The organism is Hydrogenophaga aquatica, assembly GCF_054780915.1.
This window is the reverse complement of sequence record NZ_BAAGVK010000007.1, coordinates 56028-72023: the sequence shown is the minus strand read 5'-3', so window position 1 is coordinate 72023 and position 15996 is coordinate 56028. Positions and strand designations below refer to the sequence as shown.

Sequence of the window (15996 nt, the reverse complement as noted above, 5' to 3'; positions counted from 1 at the left end):
CGCCGGGCCTCAGAAAGAGAAGTCCTTGAAGACGTCAGGCATCTCGCCCTTCATCGCCTCGGCCTCCTGGGCCGCGTAGGTCTCGGCGTCCCAGAGCTCGAAGTGGTTGCCCATGCCCAGCAGCACCGTTTCCTTGGTGATGCCAGCAGCACCCCGCAGCTCGGGCGAGATGAGCACGCGACCCGAGCCGTCCATTTCGCAGTCCATGGCGTTGCCCAGGAAGATTCGCTTCCACCATTGTGCAGACATCGGCATGGCAGCGAGCCGCTCGCGGAATTTCTCCCATTCATTGCGGGGAAAGACCATGAGGCAGCCGTGCGGGTGCTTGGTGATGGTGAGCTGTCCGCCCGCCGTGGCGCTCAGGACGTCACGATGCCGGGTCGGCACAGAGAGCCGACCTTTGGCATCGAGACTGAGGGAGGAGGCGCCTTGGAACACGGGATTCAGACCTTAGAAGCCACTTTTCACCACTTAATTGCACTTTTTCCCACTGTAGCACCAAAAGCCATCCACAGCACAAGCAAGGCGAACTTTTTTTGAATGAAATCAAAGACTTAGAGTATTTTCAGGAAGTAAATATATGAAAGAAATGTCAGCAAAAATAAGCACTTAGAAAATGTATTGAATGTCTTGCTTCAAATACAGAAGCCCGATTTCCACCCGATGCCATCCTTGCCCAGCCCAGGTTGGGCACCACCCCCAAGCCACCCCGCCCACCTGACTGGCGCCACCTCATTTCACCCAGGAAGCAAAGCCGACTCACCAGCTCGGATTTCACTTGACCTTTACCTGGCAAGGGATCATCATTCCCTCACGTTTCAATTGGGAAACGATGTTTTATATTAGAAACACGAATTGGAGATGCGATGAGTACCGAAGTTGCAGCGGAAGCGGCGGAATCCCAATACGAGTGCCCGCCCGGCATGAGCCTGGGAGACTGGATGAAGTCGCGCATGGCCACGCGGGCCACGCGCCGTTATGACTGGCACGCCCTGAAGTTCCAGGCGGACTACGACCCCAAGTACCGCCGCGCCCAGATGCGCTACATCGGAACGGGTGCCACCGGCGTGGACAGCGACGAGAACACCGTTCCCGCCGAGCACTTCACGTTCTCCACCATGATCCTGCCTGCAGGCGCGGAAGGCCCCCTGCACATCCACACCGACGTGGAAGAGGTGTTCTTCGTGCTGCGCGGCCGTGTCAAGCTGATTGCAGAACTGAACGGTGAAACCTGGGAGATGGAAGCAGGCGAACGTGACCTCATCTCCTGGCCCGTTGGCGTCTACCGGGGCGTGGTGAACATCGGCGACGAAGAAGCCCTGATGTGCGTCATCATCGGCAACCCCAAGCCCGTGACGCCCACCTACCCTGCATCCCACCCGCTGTCCAGGATCAAGCGGTGATAGCCTACACCGCACACAAGGAAAGCACATGAGCGTTCTGGGCATAGACGAAATCACCTTCGGCGCCAGCGATCTGCCGCGTTGCCGCCAGTTTTTGCTGGACTGGGGCCTGACGCCCGTGTCCGAATCGACACAGGAACTGGTGTTCGAGTCACTCAATGGCTGCCGGGTCATTGTTGCCGCTTCCGACAAACCGGGCTTGCCCGCCGGCATTGAAGCCGACCCAACCGTGCGCGAGGTGGTCTGGGGCGTGGAAAACGACGCCGACCTGAAAACCTTTACCGAACGCATGCGCAGCCTGCCCGGCTTCACCGACACGGGGGACCGTGCAGGCTGCTGCGATCCGATGGGTCTGGCAGTGCGCGTACAGGTGAGCCGCAAAAAGGCCGTCGATCTGGACTGCGCCAAGTTCAACACCTGGTCGGACCGCCCGCGCATCAACCAGCCCAGCCCTGCTTACGAGCGTGCCCAACCCATCGAGGTGGGCCATGTGGTGTTCTTCGTCACCGACCTGGATGCCTGCACGAGCTTCTACCAGGATGTGCTGGGCTTCGTGATTTCGGACCGTTACCCGGGCCGCGGCCACTTCATGCGCTGCGCACCGCGCGGTGGCCACCACGACCTGTTCCTGCTGCAGCCCCCGGAACCCCGCAAGGGCCTGAACCATGTCGCCTTCACGGTCCGGGACGTCCATGAGGTGTTCGGTGGTGGCATGCACATGTCGCGCAGCGGCTGGGACACCGAGCTTGGCCCGGGACGGCACCCCATCTCGTCAGCCATCTTCTGGTACTACAACAGCCCCGCAGGCGCACTGTGGGAGTACTACACCGACGAAGACGAGCTGACTGCCGACTGGCAGCCACGCGAGTTCACGCCAGGCCCCACCGTGTTCGCCGAGTGGGCGATCAAGGGTGGCATCGATGGCAACACCCGCCGGCAGAAAAGCGCAGAAGCGCCCAGTGGCCGCTTCATGACAGACAAACCCAAGGCCTGAGCCAACAAGGCCCGGACCCCATTCCCCAGGAGACTGCGATGAGCAACCGCCCCCTCTACAACGAAACCTTTCAAAACCGCGAGGCCGCGCCGACGGCCTATGAGAGCCTGCTCGGTGATTCGATCGAACGGGCCTTCGCCATGGGCATCCATGACCTCGAAGGCCTGGTGTGCTACCTGAACAGCGCGGGCCCCGCAGGCCCCAACGGCCAGGCCTGGACGCCCGACCTCTACAAACAGGAAATGGCCCGCCTGGCGGCCTGAAACACGATAAGCAGGACAAAGAAGGAGCACAGCATGAACACCTCCACCATCAACGTCGTCCTCGACCCGGTCGATCAGGCGCTCGAAGCAGGTCTCAAGGACCTGTGGTTCCCGGTCTGCCCCTCGTCCTTCGTGAAGGACAACCCAGTCTCGCTGCGGCGCCTGGGCTACAAGATTGCCGTGTGGCGCGACCAGGCAGGCAAGGTCCACGCACTGGAAGACCATTGCCCGCACCGGGGTGCGCCACTGTCCATGGGCGTGATCCTTGGTGACCGCATCGCCTGCCCCTACCACGGCGTGGAAGTGCGTGACGACGGCACGGTGACCCGGGTGCCTGGCAGCCCGGGCTGCAAACTGGAAGGCTCACGCACGACCCGCCGGTTCCATGTGAGCGAGAGCAATGGCGCAATCTTCCTCTTCAACGCCGCCAACCCGCATCTGGATGAAGCGCCACCGCTGGTGCTGCCTGAAGAACTGACCTCGCCGGAATGGTCCTCGTTCCTGTGCTACGTGGAATGGGGTTGCGACTACCGCTACGTCATCGACAACGTGATGGACCCGATGCACGGCGCCTACCTGCACAAGCAGTCGCACACCATGAGCGAAGGCGAAATCAGCGCCGACTTCCAGATCCGGGACACGGACACCGGCTTCTTCTTCGAGAAGAAAGGCCAGCGCGACGTCAACTTCGACTGGACCGAATGGCGCGAGGCGGGCAACATTCACACCATGCACTTGGAAATCCCCTACCCCAAGACGGGCGGACCGGGCGGCAACTTTGCCATCGTCGGCTCTTTCACCCCCGCTGAAAAGAACGTGACCAGCGTGTTCTTCTGGCGCTGCCGCAAGGTGCAGGGCTGGCAGCGCGACACCTGGCGCTTCCTCTACAAGAACCGCCTGGAAGAGCGCCACTGGAAAGTGCTGGAGCAGGACCGCGTAGCGGTGGAGGCCATGGAGCCCAACGCCAACCTGCGGGAGTTCCTGTACCAGCACGACACCGGCATCGTGCGCCTGCGCCGCCGCCTCAAGGCATTGGCGCAGCAGCAGGTCGACAAAGCAGCAGCCAAGGTCTGACATGAGCGCCACCAACCTGCAGGCCTGGGTGCACACGCTGCGCCACGAGGCGGAAGACGTCATCAGCGTGGAACTGCGGCCCGTGGAAGGCACTGCCTTCCCGGCCTTCGAGGCGGGGGCGCACATCGACCTGCACCTGCCCAATGGCATGGTGCGCAGCTACTCGCTGTTCAACGACAGCCGCGAGAACCACCGGTATGTGGTCGGCGTGCTCAAGGACCGCGCCAGCCGGGGCGGTTCGCGCTGCGTGCATGAACAGCTGCGCGTGGGCACACGGCTGCAGATCAGCGCACCGCGCAACCATTTCCCGCTGCACGAAGATGCGACCCACACCGTGCTCATCGCGGGCGGCATCGGCGTGACGCCCATCCTGTGCATGGGCCGACGCCTGCAGGCGCTCGGCAAGTCTTTCGAGGTGATCTACTTCGCCCGCTCGCGCAAGAGCGCGGCCTTCACGGCTGAGATCGAAGCGCTCGGCACACCCGTGACCTGGCATTTCGACGATGAACGTGGCGGCCCGCCCGACCTGAAAGCGCTGCTGTCACGTCACGCCCCCAGCCCCAGCGCGCACTACTACGCGTGCGGCCCTGCGGTCATGCTGGACGCCTTCGAGAAGTTCTGCGCCGAGCTTGGACACACGAACGCACACATCGAACGTTTCAGTGCGGTAGAGGTCAAGGCGGCGGCTGACGCCAAGGCGAGCTACACGGTGGAGCTGCGCCGCTGCGGCAAGACGTTCGAAGTCTCTCCCGAGAAAAGCCTGCACCAGTGGCTGTTGGACGTTCGCGCCGATGTTCCCTTCAGCTGCGAGGAAGGCGTGTGCGGTTCGTGCGAAACGCGGGTGATTGAAGGGGAAGTGGATCACCGCGACTCGGTGCTGACCGCTGCGGAGAAGGCCAGCAACAAGGTCATGATGGTTTGCGTGTCGGGCTGCAAGAGCCCGAAGCTGGTGCTGGATCTCTGACCGCGCACCTGTACCACTGATGACAAAGCCCGGTGGAGTCACCTCCATCGGGCTTTTTGCTGGTGCGGCTGGATAGGCCGCAACTCAGGCAACTCAGAAAACCCCAGAGAACGAGCCCCCATCCAGAAGGATGTTCTGGCCATTGATGTAGCCCGCATGAACGCTGCACAAGTAGGCGCAGGTATGCCCCAGTTCGCCAGGCTGGCCAAAACGGTGGGCCGGGTGCTTGGCCAGCCGCGCGGCAATCACCTCTTCAACCGAGCGGCCTTCGCGCTGGGCCTGTGCTGCGAAATTGCCGGCCAGCCGCGCGGTGTCAAACGTGCCTGGGAGCAGGTTGTTGATGGTCACCCCACTGCCCACAGTGGTGCGCGCCAATCCCGCGACGAACCCGGTGAGGCCGCTGCGCGCGCCCACCGACAGCCCGAGCCCGTCCACAGGCGACTTGACCGCACTGGACGTGATGTTGACGATGCGGCCCCAGCCTCGCGCCATCATGCCGTCCACCGTGGCCTTGATGAGTTCGATCGGTGCCAGCATGTTGGCGTCTATCGCCCGGTGCCAGGTGCCCTGGTCCCACTGCCGGAAATCCCCCGGAGGCGGCCCCCCGGCGTTCGTGACCAGAATATCGAAGGAAGGGTGTTTGGCGAAGATGCGGGAACGCCCTTCTTCCGAGGTGACATCCGCGGCAACGTGATCCACCCGGCCAGCCTGCAATGCCCGCAGGCGGTCTGCCGCTTCCAACAGCGGCCCTTCGGTACGCGCGGCGATGACGACGTGAACACCTTCGCGCACCAGCGCCTCGGCGCAGGCATAACCGAGCCCGGCACTGGCGCCGCAGACCAGCGCCTTTCTGTTTCCGATTCCCAGATCCATGTTTATTCCATCCTGGCGAAAACAGGCGTCAAACCCCGGCCCAGGGATTGGGGGCTTCGTTCAGCCCCCAGTAGAAGCTCTTCTGGCTGGTGTATTCCAGAATGCCCAGCCGCCCCTTCTCCTGGCCATAACCACTCATCTTCACACCGCTGAACGGCGTGCTGATGGAAAAGATCTTGTAGGTGTTGACCCAGACGGTGCCCGTCTGCAAGGCGCGGCCGATTCGCCAGGCGTTCTTGAAATCACGCGTCCAGATGCCTGCGGCCAGGCCAAACATGTTGTCGTTGCACTGCGCCACAAGATCGGCCTCGTCCCGCCACGGCAACAGCGCCAGCACCGGCCCGAAAATCTCCTCCTGGCACATGCGCGCACTGTTCGGCAGCCCTTCGAAGATGGTGGGCAGGTAGTAGCTGCCTGCGTCGTAGTAACCGCCCGAAGGCCGTACCCCACCGCACAGCACGCGCCCGCCCTCGTCCCGGCCCATCTGCACGTAACGTTCCACGGTGGCACGGTGCGCCATGTTGACCAGTGGCCCCATGTGCGTGTCCTCGCTCGACGGGTCGCCAACGCGCAGGCGCTTGACACCTTCCAGCAGGCGCGCCTTGAAGGCCTCGTACACGCTTTCGTGCACAAAGGCGCGCGACCCCGCAATGCAGGACTCGCCCGACGAACTGAAGATCCCGTACAGGACACCAGCCACCGCATGGTCCAGATCGGCGTCCGGCATCACGATGGTTGGTGACTTCCCCCCCAGCTCAAGAGACGTGGGCATCAGCTTCTCGGCGGCCTGCCGCTGTATGCCCATGCCCACGTTGGTGCCGCCCGTGAAGGCAATGCGTTTGATCAGCGGATGCCGCACAAGGGCATCCCCCACCACCGAGCCCTTGCCCGGCAGCACGCTGATGATGCCATCCGGCACCCCTGCCTGCTGTGCAATGCGGGCCAGCTCAATGGCCATGCGCGGGGTGATCTCGGCCGGTTTGAACACCACGGCGCAACCTGCGGCCAGGGCCGGGGCAAGTTTCTGCGCCTCGCTGGCAATGGGACTGTTCCACGGCGTGATGGCGCCCACCACCCCGAGCGGCTCGTGCACGCTCATGCTCAGGTAGTCGCCACGTGCCGGGGTGATGGTCTCTTCCCAGGTTTCGGCGGCAGCGCCAAAGAACTGGAACGTTCCGGCCGCGCTGGCCACCAGCGCCCGGCACTCCTTGATAGGCTTGCCGTTGTCGAGCCGCTGCAGCTGGGCCAGTTCCTCCGCCCGGTCGCGGATGCCCTGAGCGATGCGGTATAGCATGCCCGCGCGCTCATGGTGTTTCAGTCCAGCCCATTCGGGCCGCTGGCGTGCAGCCTCGGCGGTCTGCACGGCCTCGTCCACATCGGCCACGGTGGCTGCATTCAATCGGGCCACCGTGCTGCCGTCGTGCGGGTATTCGGTTGTGTACTCCGGGCCCGACGCGTCGCGCCATTGCCCGGCAAAGAAACTCTGCAACTTTTCGGTCATATCGTCACCGGTGAGGTACGGTTGTGCAGGAAGCGCAGCGCGGAAAGAACCGTCAACGCCGACGTCTTGGGGTTCTCGGGCAGCGGCTTGCCGCGCATGGTCACACACATCTCGCCAAAGGCGCCGCGCACTTCGATCTCGTGGATGTTCTCGGTGACCGTCGGATCGGCGACCAGCCTCACCCGCGTGGCATCCAGCCCCAGCCCCGCCAGCGAAATGGTCGCGGCCACGTTCGCATTCTTGGGGTAAAGGCGTGCCGCTTCGCGGGCCGAAGCCTCCAGGATCACGGTCGGCTCGGCAATGCTGTCCAGGTCGACCAGCAGCTCCGCCGGCGTGCCCCGCCAACCGGCAGGGGGCTTGCGCCCTGTGTACGTGATGGCGTCGAGCCCCGCAATGCGGGCGGCCGCAATCGCGTCAACCCCACCGATGGCTCCCGCCAGCAGATGAACCTGGGTGCCGCCCTTTTGGGCCGCCGCGGCCAATTGTTCGGGCAATCCATCTTCCGACAAGGCACCAACCGAAAGCACGGCCGTTTCGATGCCGCGCTCCAGAGCGGGCAGGACGTGATCGGTCAGCGCTGCATGCCCGGCGCACTCCACGAGCAGCGCCGTGTGGGCAGGTACCGCGCTGCACACCGTGACACCCGCCTGGTTCATGTCCTGCAAGGCCTGCGCCGCATCAGGCACATGCGCTTCAGGCACGACGATGTGCGTGATGCGCACCTCGGGGTGCTGCGCCATGCGCTTGAACAGCGTGCGGCCAATGGCGCCGAAGCCGATCAATGTCACCTGCTGCATGGTCAATCCTTCTTCTTGGGCGGGCCTGCAAACTTCACCGCAAACGGCCCCCAGGCGTTCATGTCCACCTCAACCACCACGGGGCCACGCATGCCCAGAGCCTGCTGCAGGGTCTCGCGGGTGGCGGCGGGATCGCTCAACCTGAAGTGCGGTACCTTCAGGCTCGCACAGAACTGCGCAAAGTCGGGCGTGTGCAGTTCAACGTAACAATGGCGACCGCCGTAGATGTCGTCCTGGATGTTCTTGATCACGCCATAGCGGCTGTCGTTCATCACGATGAACGTGACGTCGGCACGCTCCTGCGCGGCACAGGCCAGCTCGCCCACGTTGAGCATGAAGCCACCGTCGCCGCACAGGGAGACAGTCTTGCGACCCAGGCCAAACTCGGCATCGGCCACTGCGGCGCCAACGCCCATGGCCAGGCCTTGGCCTATGCCCCCGCCCAGTGCATGTACGCCCGCACGCGGATGGTCCAGCACCGGTGCGCGGTTGCCCCACATGCTGTTGGACAGGGTGATGTCGCGCACCCACCAGATGTTCTTGCCCGCGACCTCACCCAATGTGTTCTTGAGCTTGACATACTGGCCCAGGGTGGCGTCCACGAGTGCTGCGGACTCGGCACGGGTCCGCCTGACATCGCCAGCGTACTCGGGGTCGATGTGCATGCGCCCCTCCAGCCGGTCAGCCAGGGCATCCAGGGTCAGGCGGGCGTCGCCATGGACGAAACAGTCGGCGTCGTAACCCCGGTTGTCGGCCAGCACGTTGGCATCGATGCGGTAACGTGTGCGAGGCAGCTTGAGCTTGTAGTTCAGCGTCTCGTTGCTGCGCAGCCGGGTACCCACGGCCAACAGGGCGTCCACGGTCTCGTAAAACTCCTCGGTCGGCTTTTGCAGGTTGTAGGAACCCAGCGATGCCGGATGGTCCTCGGGCAAAATGCCACGCCCCTGCACCGACGTGACCACGGCCCAGCCCATCTTCACCAGGCGCTCCACCGCCGGACCGGCGCCACGCGCGCCGCCACCCAGCCACAACAGGGGGCGCTTCGCTTTCAGAAGCCGCTCGGCCAGGGCGTCAACAGCCGCCGGATCGGGCCTCACCACGGGAATGGCCAAGGGCGACAGATCGGCCGGCAAAGGCATCAGCATCTTCTGCACGTCGATCGGAATTTCAATGCTCACCGGGCCGCAGGGCGGTGTGTGGGCAAGGCGCACGGCTTCGCGCAGGGTGGCCAGCGCGGTCTCCGGGTTGCGGATGCGAAACGCGTCCTTGCCCACGGCCTTGAGCATCGCCAGCTGGGCCGGATGCTCGTGGATGTAGCCCAGGTCACGGTCCAGATAGGGGGACTCGATCTGCCCCGTCAGGTGCAGCAGGGGCGTGCCTGCCGTGATTGCTTCCACCATCGCACCGGCTGCGTTTCCGCAGCCCGTTCCCGTGCTTGTGACGCACACGCCCAGCGAGCCGCTGACGCGGGCATAGGCATCGGCCATGTTGCAGGCGCCGGCCTCGCCCCGCGCCGAAACGAATCGGATCCGGCTGCGGGTATGAAAGGCGTCCAGGATGGGCATGTTGTGGATCGAGATCACGCCAAAGGCGGCCTTGACCCCGCACTGCTCCAGGAAACGTGCGACCAGTTCGCCAACGGTGATGGTGGGTGTCGTGCTCATGTGACTCTTTTGTCTGAGGATTTCTGTGGCCAACCTCCCCGGCTGGGCAGGTGGCTGATGCGTTCGGTCAATTGGGAGGCGGCCTCTTGGACCATGGCGACCAGCGGCGGCAGGGCTTCGTCGTCGATGCGCTGCGCCGGAACCGAGATGCTGATGGCGGCGGCCACCTCGCCCCGGTCGTTGAACACAGGGGCTGCGATGGTGGAAATGCCGGTTTCGTACCCGCCCATGCTGACGCCGTAACCTTTGGCGCGGTCCTGGTCGATGAGCGCCTTGAGCTGGGCCAGGGTGGTGGGCGTCTTGGGCGTGTAGGAAGGCAGGGGCGTGTCCGGGTACAGCAGTGACAGCGCAGCCATGTCGAGGTCGGACAACAGCAGCCGCCCTAGCACCGTGGCATGGGCCGGCAGGCGCGCGCCCACCTGTATGGAATGGAACATGGCGTTGCGCCCCGCAGCCTTGGCGATGAAGACAACCTCGCGGGCGTCGCGCACCACGATGTGGGCCGAGTAGCCGCTGCGGTCGCGCAGCTCCTCGATCACCGGACGGCCATGCTCGGTCAGTTCCATGGACGCCAGCAGCTCGAAACCCAGGCGCAGCACCGCCAGCCCCAGCTTGTAGCTGACACCGTCGTCCGCCTTTTCGACAAACCCGCCCTGCTCCAGGGTGTAGAGCATGCGAAAGACAGAAGCGCGCGGCAGATCGAGTCGACGCGACAGTTCGGCACCGGAGAGTTGCCTCTCCTCACGGTTGAACTGCATCAGCAGCTGCAGGCCGCGCGCCAGGGCGGGAACGGTGTAACGGTCGTCGTTCTTGGTGTCGTCGGTCATGTGGTCGCCTCCTTCGTCTCGGACAGGGTCAGACCCAGCAAGGCATTGACGGGTGCCGGGGCTTCCAGCGGGCATGCATGTCCCACCGAGCCAAGGTTCAACCAGTCCTGTCCCGCCTGCCGGGCCACCAGCGAACAGCCCGCCGGCGGCGTGATCGTATCGGCCTCGCCACTTGCCACGCTGACAGGGCACGTCAGAGCTGCCACATCGCGCAGCAGAGTGCCGTTGGACAACATGCGGGCCGCCTGCGCGTAACCAGCGGGGTCCACCTGCGCCATGGTGTCGCGCACGGCCTCTATCAGTTCTGGCGCAGCGTGCGGCGACAGCATGGCCGCGCCACGGGCCGCAGCCATGCCTTGAGGCCCCAGCCGCTCCAATGTGCCGAGGCGGCTGGCCAGCTTCTCCTCTCGCTCCTGCGGGCCGGCATCGCCATACCCGCGTGCCGGTGAAAGCAAGACCACACGGCTCACCTGCGCTGGGCGCATGCAGGCCGCACTGGCCGCCATGAGCGCGCCCAGGGAGTGGCCCGCGAGCACCACGGCATCCGTCACGCCCAAGGCATCCAGCCACTGCCACAACCGCAGGGCGTAATCGCTTGCCAGCGGCGAAGGCGGCGCGACCGGCGTGCTCGCGCCGTAACCTGGAGCATCCCAGGCCAACAAGCGCAGGTCAGGCCGGTCCTGTGCCTGAAGCAGCTGGTAAACCCAACTGGCAGAACCCGACCCGATGCCATGCAACAGCACATGCGTGACGGCGGACGCTTTGCCCGCACTGCGGTACTGGACGCGGCCGCCAGCCGTTTCCACGCACTGAGCGGGGAAACGGTCAAGGGCTTGTTGCGGACTGATCTGCACAGGTGCTCCGGGGCGTCGGTTCGTGGCTTGCACCATCAACGCTTGATCTTGGCGAGCGGGGAGTCCGGCGGGTACACGGGCGTGATGGGTTTCGGCGAGCCCAGCATCACGCACATGAGCGCGTCTTCATCGCCGATGTTGTGCTCCTCGCGGTAAACACCAGGCGGCACGGAAATCAGATCACGCTCGCCCAGCACGGCTTCCCAGCGCTGGCCGTCCTTCTCGCAAATCACCTTCATGGCGCCACGCATGACAAAGAAGATTTCCTCCACGTCGTAGTGGATGTGCGACGGACCGATGTTGCCCGCCGGGATGACCATGGTCGAGAAAGTGAAGTGCGCCGAAGGCACGGTATTGCTGTCCGTGGCCACACCGGTGCCGCCTGTTCCCACGTACCGCATCTGGGCGCGGCGGTACTTCGAGTCGTAGTCCGCCTGGAACTTCAGCGCGTCCCAGTCGTAGCGGCGGGTGGACTTGCGTGCCACGCGGCTTTCCATCCATTCGGCAAAACTCTGGCCAGGCTGCTGCAGCATGGAGGCCTGGATCTCGGCCTCGCTCGGGATGCTTGCGTCTAGCAGGCCGCGCTCGTTGAACAGGGGCTGGTTGGCCGCGACAGCGGCAGTGGGCAAAGGTGCATTCATGTGTACTCTCCTCAATGCATGACGAAGCCGCCGTTCACGGGCAGCAACTGACCAGTGATGAAACCGCTGCCTTTGCTCAACAGGAACAGAGCAGCGGCGTTGACATCACCGGGAACCTGGGCGCGCTGTATGGCACGCCCCTTCATGTAGTGATCGTGACGCTCCTGCGGCACGTATTCGGTGGCTTCCACCAGGGTGAGACCTGGCGCAATGGCGTTGACGGTGGTGCCCTCTTCGCCCATTTCACGCGCCAGAGACCGGGTCATGGCAATCACGGCGCCCTTGCTGGCCACGTATGCCAGCAGCTTGGGCGGCCCCCAAAGCGCGGTGTCCGACGCCACGTTGACCACGCGCCCCTGGCCGCTGGCAGCCAGGTGCGGCCGTGCCGCTTGCGTGACCAGCCACGTCCCGCGGACGTTCACGTCCATCACCAGGTCCCACGTCTCAGGGGTCAACTCGTCCATCGTTCTGCCGCCGGAGCTGGTGATGGCGCCGTTGTTGATGAGCCCGTCGATACCACCCATGTGCCGGGCGGCGGCGTCCACCCCCTGGCGAATGCTTGCGCCGTCAAGAAGGTCAAGCGGAACGTAACAGGCGGCAGGGCCAAGCTCCTGCGCCAGCGCCTGCCCTTGCTCGTGCAGCACGTCGCTGATCGCTACACGTGCCCCTGCTTCCACCAAGGCCCTGGCAAAGCTGGCTCCCAGGCCGCGAGCCGCGCCGGTGACCAGGACCTTGCGGCCTTCCAGGCGAATTTCTTGTGTCATGGCTTGCTCCGCCGCGCTCATGCACCTGCGCGCTGCGCGCTGGGCAGGTAATGCAGAACCTTGCGCTCGGCCAGCACCACTGCGTAATAGGCAACGATGCCAATCACCGTCAGCGCTGCGATCACCACGAACACGCCAGCGGTGTTGCCCTGCCCCTCGAAGAAGACGAGCAGGTAACCCAGCCCCATGTTGCCGCCGACCAGTTCACCGACCACCACCCCGATCACTGCCAGCGTGCTGGCAATGCGCAAGCCCGAGAACAGGGGGGGCAGCGTCGTGGGGAACTCGACCATGCGGAACACCTGAAAACGTGTCGCAGAGAAGGAGCGCGCCAGGTTGATGAGGTCTCCATCCATCGCCCGCATGGCCGACAGGACGTTGATCAGCACGGGAAAGAAGACGATGAGGATGGCCACCAGGATCTTTGGGTAGACCGTGTAGCCCAGCCACATCACGAACAGCGGCGCGAACGCAACCTTCGGTGCAATCTGCAGGGCCAGCAGGTATGGCGACAGCACCGCTTCCACACGCGGTGAGACCCCGAGCGCATACCCGATCACCGCGCCCAGCGCCGACCCCAGCACGAAGCCCACCACCACCTCCAGGGCGGTGATGCCCGCATGCCACAGCAAACGCTCGCCACCCCAGATTCGCCCAAGCTCGTTCACCACGGCGCTGAAGGGCGGCAGCACGAATTCCGGAACCCCCAACAAGCCGGGAGCGAACTCCCACGCCAGGAGAAAAGCCACCAGGACCGCCAGGCTCCAGGCAGTGGTGACGATACGTTCGTTTTGCATCTTCTTGCTTCGGAAAGGATACGTAGAACCCGTGCCGGCTTACTTGGCCGCCACGAACTGGTTGGTGTAGAGCTCCTTCAGCGGGACCTCTTTGGGTACGATGCCGTTGGCAACGTAGAACTTCTGCAACTCGCCTAGGCGCGCCTCGTCCATGGTTCCGGGTACTTTCTGCGCGGCGTAGACGTACTTGTTGTAGAGCTCGAACGCCTTCTCGATGCTGGCCTCCTTACCCTTGTGCACCGGCACGTGGTTCACGTAGGCGGCGGCTGCGCCCTTCGGGTCGGCCATGATGTCTTTCATGCCCTTGAGCGTGGCGCGCACCAGCTTCTGAATCAGTTGAGGGTTCTTGGCAATCGTCTCGTCCGATGCCAGGATGGCCTGCGCCATGCTCTTGAAGTAGATGTCGGCGGGCATGATGTCGACCTGGGCACCGGCCTCGATCGAGCTGACAGTCCAATCGGGCACGCCAGCCATGGCCACGGCCTTCTTGGCGGCAAACTGCTGCCACACACCTGCGGGTCCGGCGGCCTGGATGTTCACGTCATTCTTGGTCAGGCCCACTTTGCTCAGCATGCCCAGCAACGCGTAGTAGGTGGTGTCGGTGTAGGCCAGCACGGTCACCGTCTTTCCCTTCAACTCACGCGGGCTCTCGATCTTCTCGTCCTTGTGGCTGACCAGCTGCGTCAGCGACCCGGCGCCCATCACCGCCACAGCCTTGACGGGAATGCCCTGCGACCGGGCGATGATGGGGGTGTCGCCAATGGCACCGCCAATTACGGCGTTGCCCGCACCGATCTGTTTGGCGACGTCCACACCGCCACGCGCCGTGACGAAGTTCACCTTCAACCCCTCTTGCTCGTAGTAGCCCTTGGCCTGCGCCAGCATCCACGGACCAAAGGCGGGCAGCGTTCCGGGGGCAGGCAACAGGTAGGTAACTTCCTGCTGTTGCGCGCTGGCTGCGAACGGCGCGGACAATGCACCTGCTGCCACCAAAGAGAGACACAGACGGCGTGCTGCCTGGAAAGACGACATACTTTTCATCACGGGCTCCGGGAGTTGAGGTTGGGTTGAAAGGGAAGGGTCAGTGCACGTCTGCATGCGCGTCAAGCTTGAGCAGGTCCATCAACCGGGAGACGTAGTCCCCCACGCTGTGGTGCTTGCGGCGCTGCATCGGGTTTTCTCGGTCGGGGATGTCGACGATGATTTCCTCGACGATCGTTCCGGGGCGCTCGCTCATCACGAGAATGCGGTCTGACAGCGCCACCCCTTCGGCCAGGTCGTGGGTGATGAAGACCACCGTCTTGCCATGCGCCTTGACGGTCTGCGCCAGGTCCTGCTGCAGAATCATCTTTGTCTGCGCGTCAAGCGCCGAAAACGGCTCATCCATCAGCAGCACCAGCGGGTCCACCGCCAAGGTGCGCGCCATGGCTGCGCGCTGACGCATGCCGCCGGAAAGCTGGTTCGGGTAGTGGTTGCCAAACCCCTTCAAGTGACACTGCGCCAGCAGGCGTTCCGCGGTCTCGCGCCGCTCGGCCGCCTTGACGCCCCGCAGTTCCAGGCCGAATTCCACGTTCTGCGCAATGGTGCGCCAGGGCATGAGCAGGTCTTTCTGGAGCATGAAGGCCACGTGCCGGTTCGGGCCGGTCACCACCTCACCGCCGACCTTCACGATACCCTTGGAGGGCTTCGACAACCCGGCCCCCATGTTCAGAAGGGTGCTCTTGCCGCATCCGGAAGGCCCGATGATGGAAACCACCTCGCCCGGGGCAATGGAAAAGTTCACGTCACGCGCAGCCAACACCTCCGCGGACTTGCCCCGTGCTGCAAAGCGCTTCTCCACACCAATGAACTCAATGGCAGGGACGCTGGAAGAAGGATCCGTAGACATCTGCTATCCTTTTTCGTTTCATTTGTGAAACGTTGATTCATTACGGAATCAATGGTACACCTATCCATGGGTCCGTGACCAATCCTTTACAAAAAAGTCGGGTAAGGAAAACCCTAGGTTCTCACACGGACTGACGCGCTGTCTCCCGTAAGATCGGGAGCACTACCCCACCGTCTCACACTGCCGAGAGGATCTTGCGATGGAACTGCCCGCCCACCAACTGACGATGACGGTGCTGATGACGCCCGACACCGCCAATTTCTCTGGCAACGTGCACGGGGGCACGATCCTCAAGCTGCTGGACCAGGTGGCCTATGCCTGCGCCAGCCGCTATGCAGGCACCTATGTGGTCACGCTCAGTGTGGACCAGGTGATGTTCCGCCAGCCCATTCACGTGGGCGAACTGGTGACGTTCCTGGCCTCGGTGAACCACACGGGCACGTCATCGATGGAGGTGGGCATCAAGGTGATTGCCGAGAACATCCGCACGCAGGAAAAACGGCACGTCAACAGCTGTTTCTTCACCATGGTGGCGGTGGACGACGAACGCAAGCCTGTCGCGGTGCCGCCCCTGCGCCCATTCACACCAGACGAGCGCCGCCGCCATGCCGCGGCCGAGGTGCGCAAAACCATGCGGCGTGAAATGGAGCAGCGCTTCGCAGCCATCAAGTGACTGACGCGGCGGTTGCCAT

The 15996-nt window shown here is 63.9% G+C and carries 18 protein-coding genes; 6 read left to right on the top strand and 12 right to left on the bottom strand.

From position 1 onward, the window contains the following. Nucleotides 1–9: 9 nt before the first annotated feature. Nucleotides 10–438, bottom strand: coding sequence for a division/cell wall cluster transcriptional repressor MraZ (gene mraZ / locus ACYVHH_RS05255; protein ID WP_460564041.1), 429 nt, complete (start codon nt 436–438; stop codon nt 10–12). Between the two features lie 428 nt (nt 439–866). Here mraZ and ACYVHH_RS05250 point away from each other — a divergent pair, with 428 nt between their 5' ends. From ACYVHH_RS05250 to ACYVHH_RS05230, 5 genes are read left to right on the top strand one after another with little or no spacing between them, the layout of a single operon-like run. Continuing rightward, the gene (locus tag ACYVHH_RS05250) at nt 867–1403 is read left to right on the top strand and encodes a cupin domain-containing protein (protein ID WP_460564040.1); all 537 of its coding nucleotides are present in this window, start codon (nt 867–869) and stop codon (nt 1401–1403) included. A 28-nt stretch (nt 1404–1431) separates the two neighbouring features. After that, a complete protein-coding gene (locus tag ACYVHH_RS05245; protein WP_460564039.1) occupies nt 1432–2397 on the top strand; it encodes a VOC family protein in 966 nt (321 codons plus the stop codon). 38 nt (nt 2398–2435) lie between these two features. Continuing rightward, entirely contained in the window at nt 2436–2660 is a 225-nt protein-coding gene (locus ACYVHH_RS05240) for a recombinase-like helix-turn-helix domain-containing protein (RefSeq protein ID WP_460564038.1), read from the top strand. 33 nt (nt 2661–2693) lie between these two features. Then, a complete protein-coding gene (locus ACYVHH_RS05235; protein WP_460564037.1) occupies nt 2694–3734 on the top strand; it encodes a Rieske 2Fe-2S domain-containing protein in 1041 nt (346 codons plus the stop codon). Between the two features lies 1 nt (nt 3735). Next, a complete protein-coding gene (locus ACYVHH_RS05230; protein WP_460564036.1) occupies nt 3736–4698 on the top strand; it encodes a PDR/VanB family oxidoreductase in 963 nt (320 codons plus the stop codon). Nucleotides 4699–4791: 93 nt separating this feature from the next. Here ACYVHH_RS05230 and ACYVHH_RS05225 read toward each other — a convergent pair whose 3' ends face one another. The 11 genes from ACYVHH_RS05225 to ACYVHH_RS05175 form a co-directional block, all read right to left on the bottom strand. After that, nucleotides 4792–5571 (bottom strand): SDR family oxidoreductase, encoded by a 780-nt coding sequence (locus tag ACYVHH_RS05225; RefSeq protein WP_460564035.1) that lies wholly within the window; start codon nt 5569–5571, stop codon nt 4792–4794. Between the two features lie 28 nt (nt 5572–5599). Beyond that, nucleotides 5600–7072, bottom strand: coding sequence for an aldehyde dehydrogenase (locus tag ACYVHH_RS05220; RefSeq protein ID WP_460564034.1), 1473 nt, complete (start codon nt 7070–7072; stop codon nt 5600–5602). Next, nucleotides 7069–7869, bottom strand: a complete 801-nt coding sequence (locus tag ACYVHH_RS05215) for an aspartate dehydrogenase (protein ID WP_460564033.1) — start codon at nt 7867–7869, stop codon at nt 7069–7071. The genes ACYVHH_RS05220 and ACYVHH_RS05215 overlap by 4 nt, the downstream gene beginning before the upstream one ends. Before the next feature lie 2 nt (nt 7870–7871). Next, the gene (locus ACYVHH_RS05210) at nt 7872–9533 is read right to left on the bottom strand and encodes a thiamine pyrophosphate-binding protein (RefSeq protein ID WP_460564032.1); all 1662 of its coding nucleotides are present in this window, start codon (nt 9531–9533) and stop codon (nt 7872–7874) included. Next, on the bottom strand, nt 9530–10360 hold the full coding sequence (locus ACYVHH_RS05205; RefSeq protein ID WP_460564031.1) for an IclR family transcriptional regulator: 831 nt from the start codon (nt 10358–10360) through the stop codon (nt 9530–9532). Before ACYVHH_RS05205 ends, ACYVHH_RS05210 begins: the two co-directional genes overlap by 4 nt. Next, complete coding sequence (locus tag ACYVHH_RS05200) at nt 10357–11214, bottom strand: alpha/beta fold hydrolase (protein WP_460564030.1); 858 nt, start codon at nt 11212–11214, stop codon at nt 10357–10359. Before ACYVHH_RS05200 ends, ACYVHH_RS05205 begins: the two co-directional genes overlap by 4 nt. A gap of 35 nt (nt 11215–11249) precedes the next feature. Then, nucleotides 11250–11747 (bottom strand): cupin domain-containing protein, encoded by a 498-nt coding sequence (locus ACYVHH_RS05195; RefSeq protein ID WP_460564204.1) that lies wholly within the window; start codon nt 11745–11747, stop codon nt 11250–11252. Between the two features lie 119 nt (nt 11748–11866). After that, nucleotides 11867–12619 carry an SDR family oxidoreductase gene (locus ACYVHH_RS05190; RefSeq protein WP_460564029.1) on the bottom strand — a complete coding sequence of 251 codons (753 nt, stop codon included), beginning with the start codon at nt 12617–12619 and terminating at the stop codon, nt 11867–11869. A 17-nt stretch (nt 12620–12636) separates the two neighbouring features. Then, nucleotides 12637–13416 carry an ABC transporter permease gene (locus tag ACYVHH_RS05185; RefSeq protein ID WP_460564028.1) on the bottom strand — a complete coding sequence of 260 codons (780 nt, stop codon included), beginning with the start codon at nt 13414–13416 and terminating at the stop codon, nt 12637–12639. 39 nt (nt 13417–13455) lie between these two features. Continuing rightward, on the bottom strand, nt 13456–14448 hold the full coding sequence (locus tag ACYVHH_RS05180; protein WP_460564203.1) for an ABC transporter substrate-binding protein: 993 nt from the start codon (nt 14446–14448) through the stop codon (nt 13456–13458). 49 nt (nt 14449–14497) lie between these two features. Further along, a complete protein-coding gene (locus ACYVHH_RS05175) occupies nt 14498–15304 on the bottom strand; it encodes an ABC transporter ATP-binding protein (protein WP_460564027.1) in 807 nt (268 codons plus the stop codon). A gap of 199 nt (nt 15305–15503) precedes the next feature. Here ACYVHH_RS05175 and ACYVHH_RS05170 point away from each other — a divergent pair, with 199 nt between their 5' ends. Next, nucleotides 15504–15977 carry an acyl-CoA thioesterase gene (locus ACYVHH_RS05170; protein WP_460564025.1) on the top strand — a complete coding sequence of 158 codons (474 nt, stop codon included), beginning with the start codon at nt 15504–15506 and terminating at the stop codon, nt 15975–15977. Nucleotides 15978–15996: the final 19 nt, after the last annotated feature.

Excerpts from the sequence above, each read along its gene's own strand:
- ACYVHH_RS05215 (WP_460564033.1), bottom strand. The coding sequence starts at position 7,869 with ATGCAGCAGGTGACATTGATCGGCTTCGGCGCCATTGGCCGCACGCTG.
- ACYVHH_RS05250 (WP_460564040.1), top strand. The coding sequence starts at position 867 with ATGAGTACCGAAGTTGCAGCGGAAGCGGCGGAATCCCAATACGAGTGC.
- ACYVHH_RS05170 (WP_460564025.1), top strand. The coding sequence starts at position 15,504 with ATGGAACTGCCCGCCCACCAACTGACGATGACGGTGCTGATGACGCCC.
- ACYVHH_RS05185 (WP_460564028.1), bottom strand. The coding sequence starts at position 13,416 with ATGCAAAACGAACGTATCGTCACCACTGCCTGGAGCCTGGCGGTCCTG.
- ACYVHH_RS05235 (WP_460564037.1), top strand. The coding sequence starts at position 2,694 with ATGAACACCTCCACCATCAACGTCGTCCTCGACCCGGTCGATCAGGCG.
- ACYVHH_RS05220 (WP_460564034.1), bottom strand. The coding sequence starts at position 7,072 with ATGACCGAAAAGTTGCAGAGTTTCTTTGCCGGGCAATGGCGCGACGCG.
- ACYVHH_RS05175 (WP_460564027.1), bottom strand. The coding sequence starts at position 15,304 with ATGTCTACGGATCCTTCTTCCAGCGTCCCTGCCATTGAGTTCATTGGT.
- ACYVHH_RS05230 (WP_460564036.1), top strand. The coding sequence starts at position 3,736 with ATGAGCGCCACCAACCTGCAGGCCTGGGTGCACACGCTGCGCCACGAG.
- ACYVHH_RS05180 (WP_460564203.1), bottom strand. The coding sequence starts at position 14,448 with ATGTCGTCTTTCCAGGCAGCACGCCGTCTGTGTCTCTCTTTGGTGGCA.
- ACYVHH_RS05205 (WP_460564031.1), bottom strand. The coding sequence starts at position 10,360 with ATGACCGACGACACCAAGAACGACGACCGTTACACCGTTCCCGCCCTG.
- ACYVHH_RS05245 (WP_460564039.1), top strand. The coding sequence starts at position 1,432 with ATGAGCGTTCTGGGCATAGACGAAATCACCTTCGGCGCCAGCGATCTG.
- ACYVHH_RS05240 (WP_460564038.1), top strand. The coding sequence starts at position 2,436 with ATGAGCAACCGCCCCCTCTACAACGAAACCTTTCAAAACCGCGAGGCC.
- ACYVHH_RS05225 (WP_460564035.1), bottom strand. The coding sequence starts at position 5,571 with ATGGATCTGGGAATCGGAAACAGAAAGGCGCTGGTCTGCGGCGCCAGT.
- ACYVHH_RS05190 (WP_460564029.1), bottom strand. The coding sequence starts at position 12,619 with ATGACACAAGAAATTCGCCTGGAAGGCCGCAAGGTCCTGGTCACCGGC.
- ACYVHH_RS05195 (WP_460564204.1), bottom strand. The coding sequence starts at position 11,747 with ATGCTGCAGCAGCCTGGCCAGAGTTTTGCCGAATGGATGGAAAGCCGC.
- ACYVHH_RS05210 (WP_460564032.1), bottom strand. The coding sequence starts at position 9,533 with ATGAGCACGACACCCACCATCACCGTTGGCGAACTGGTCGCACGTTTC.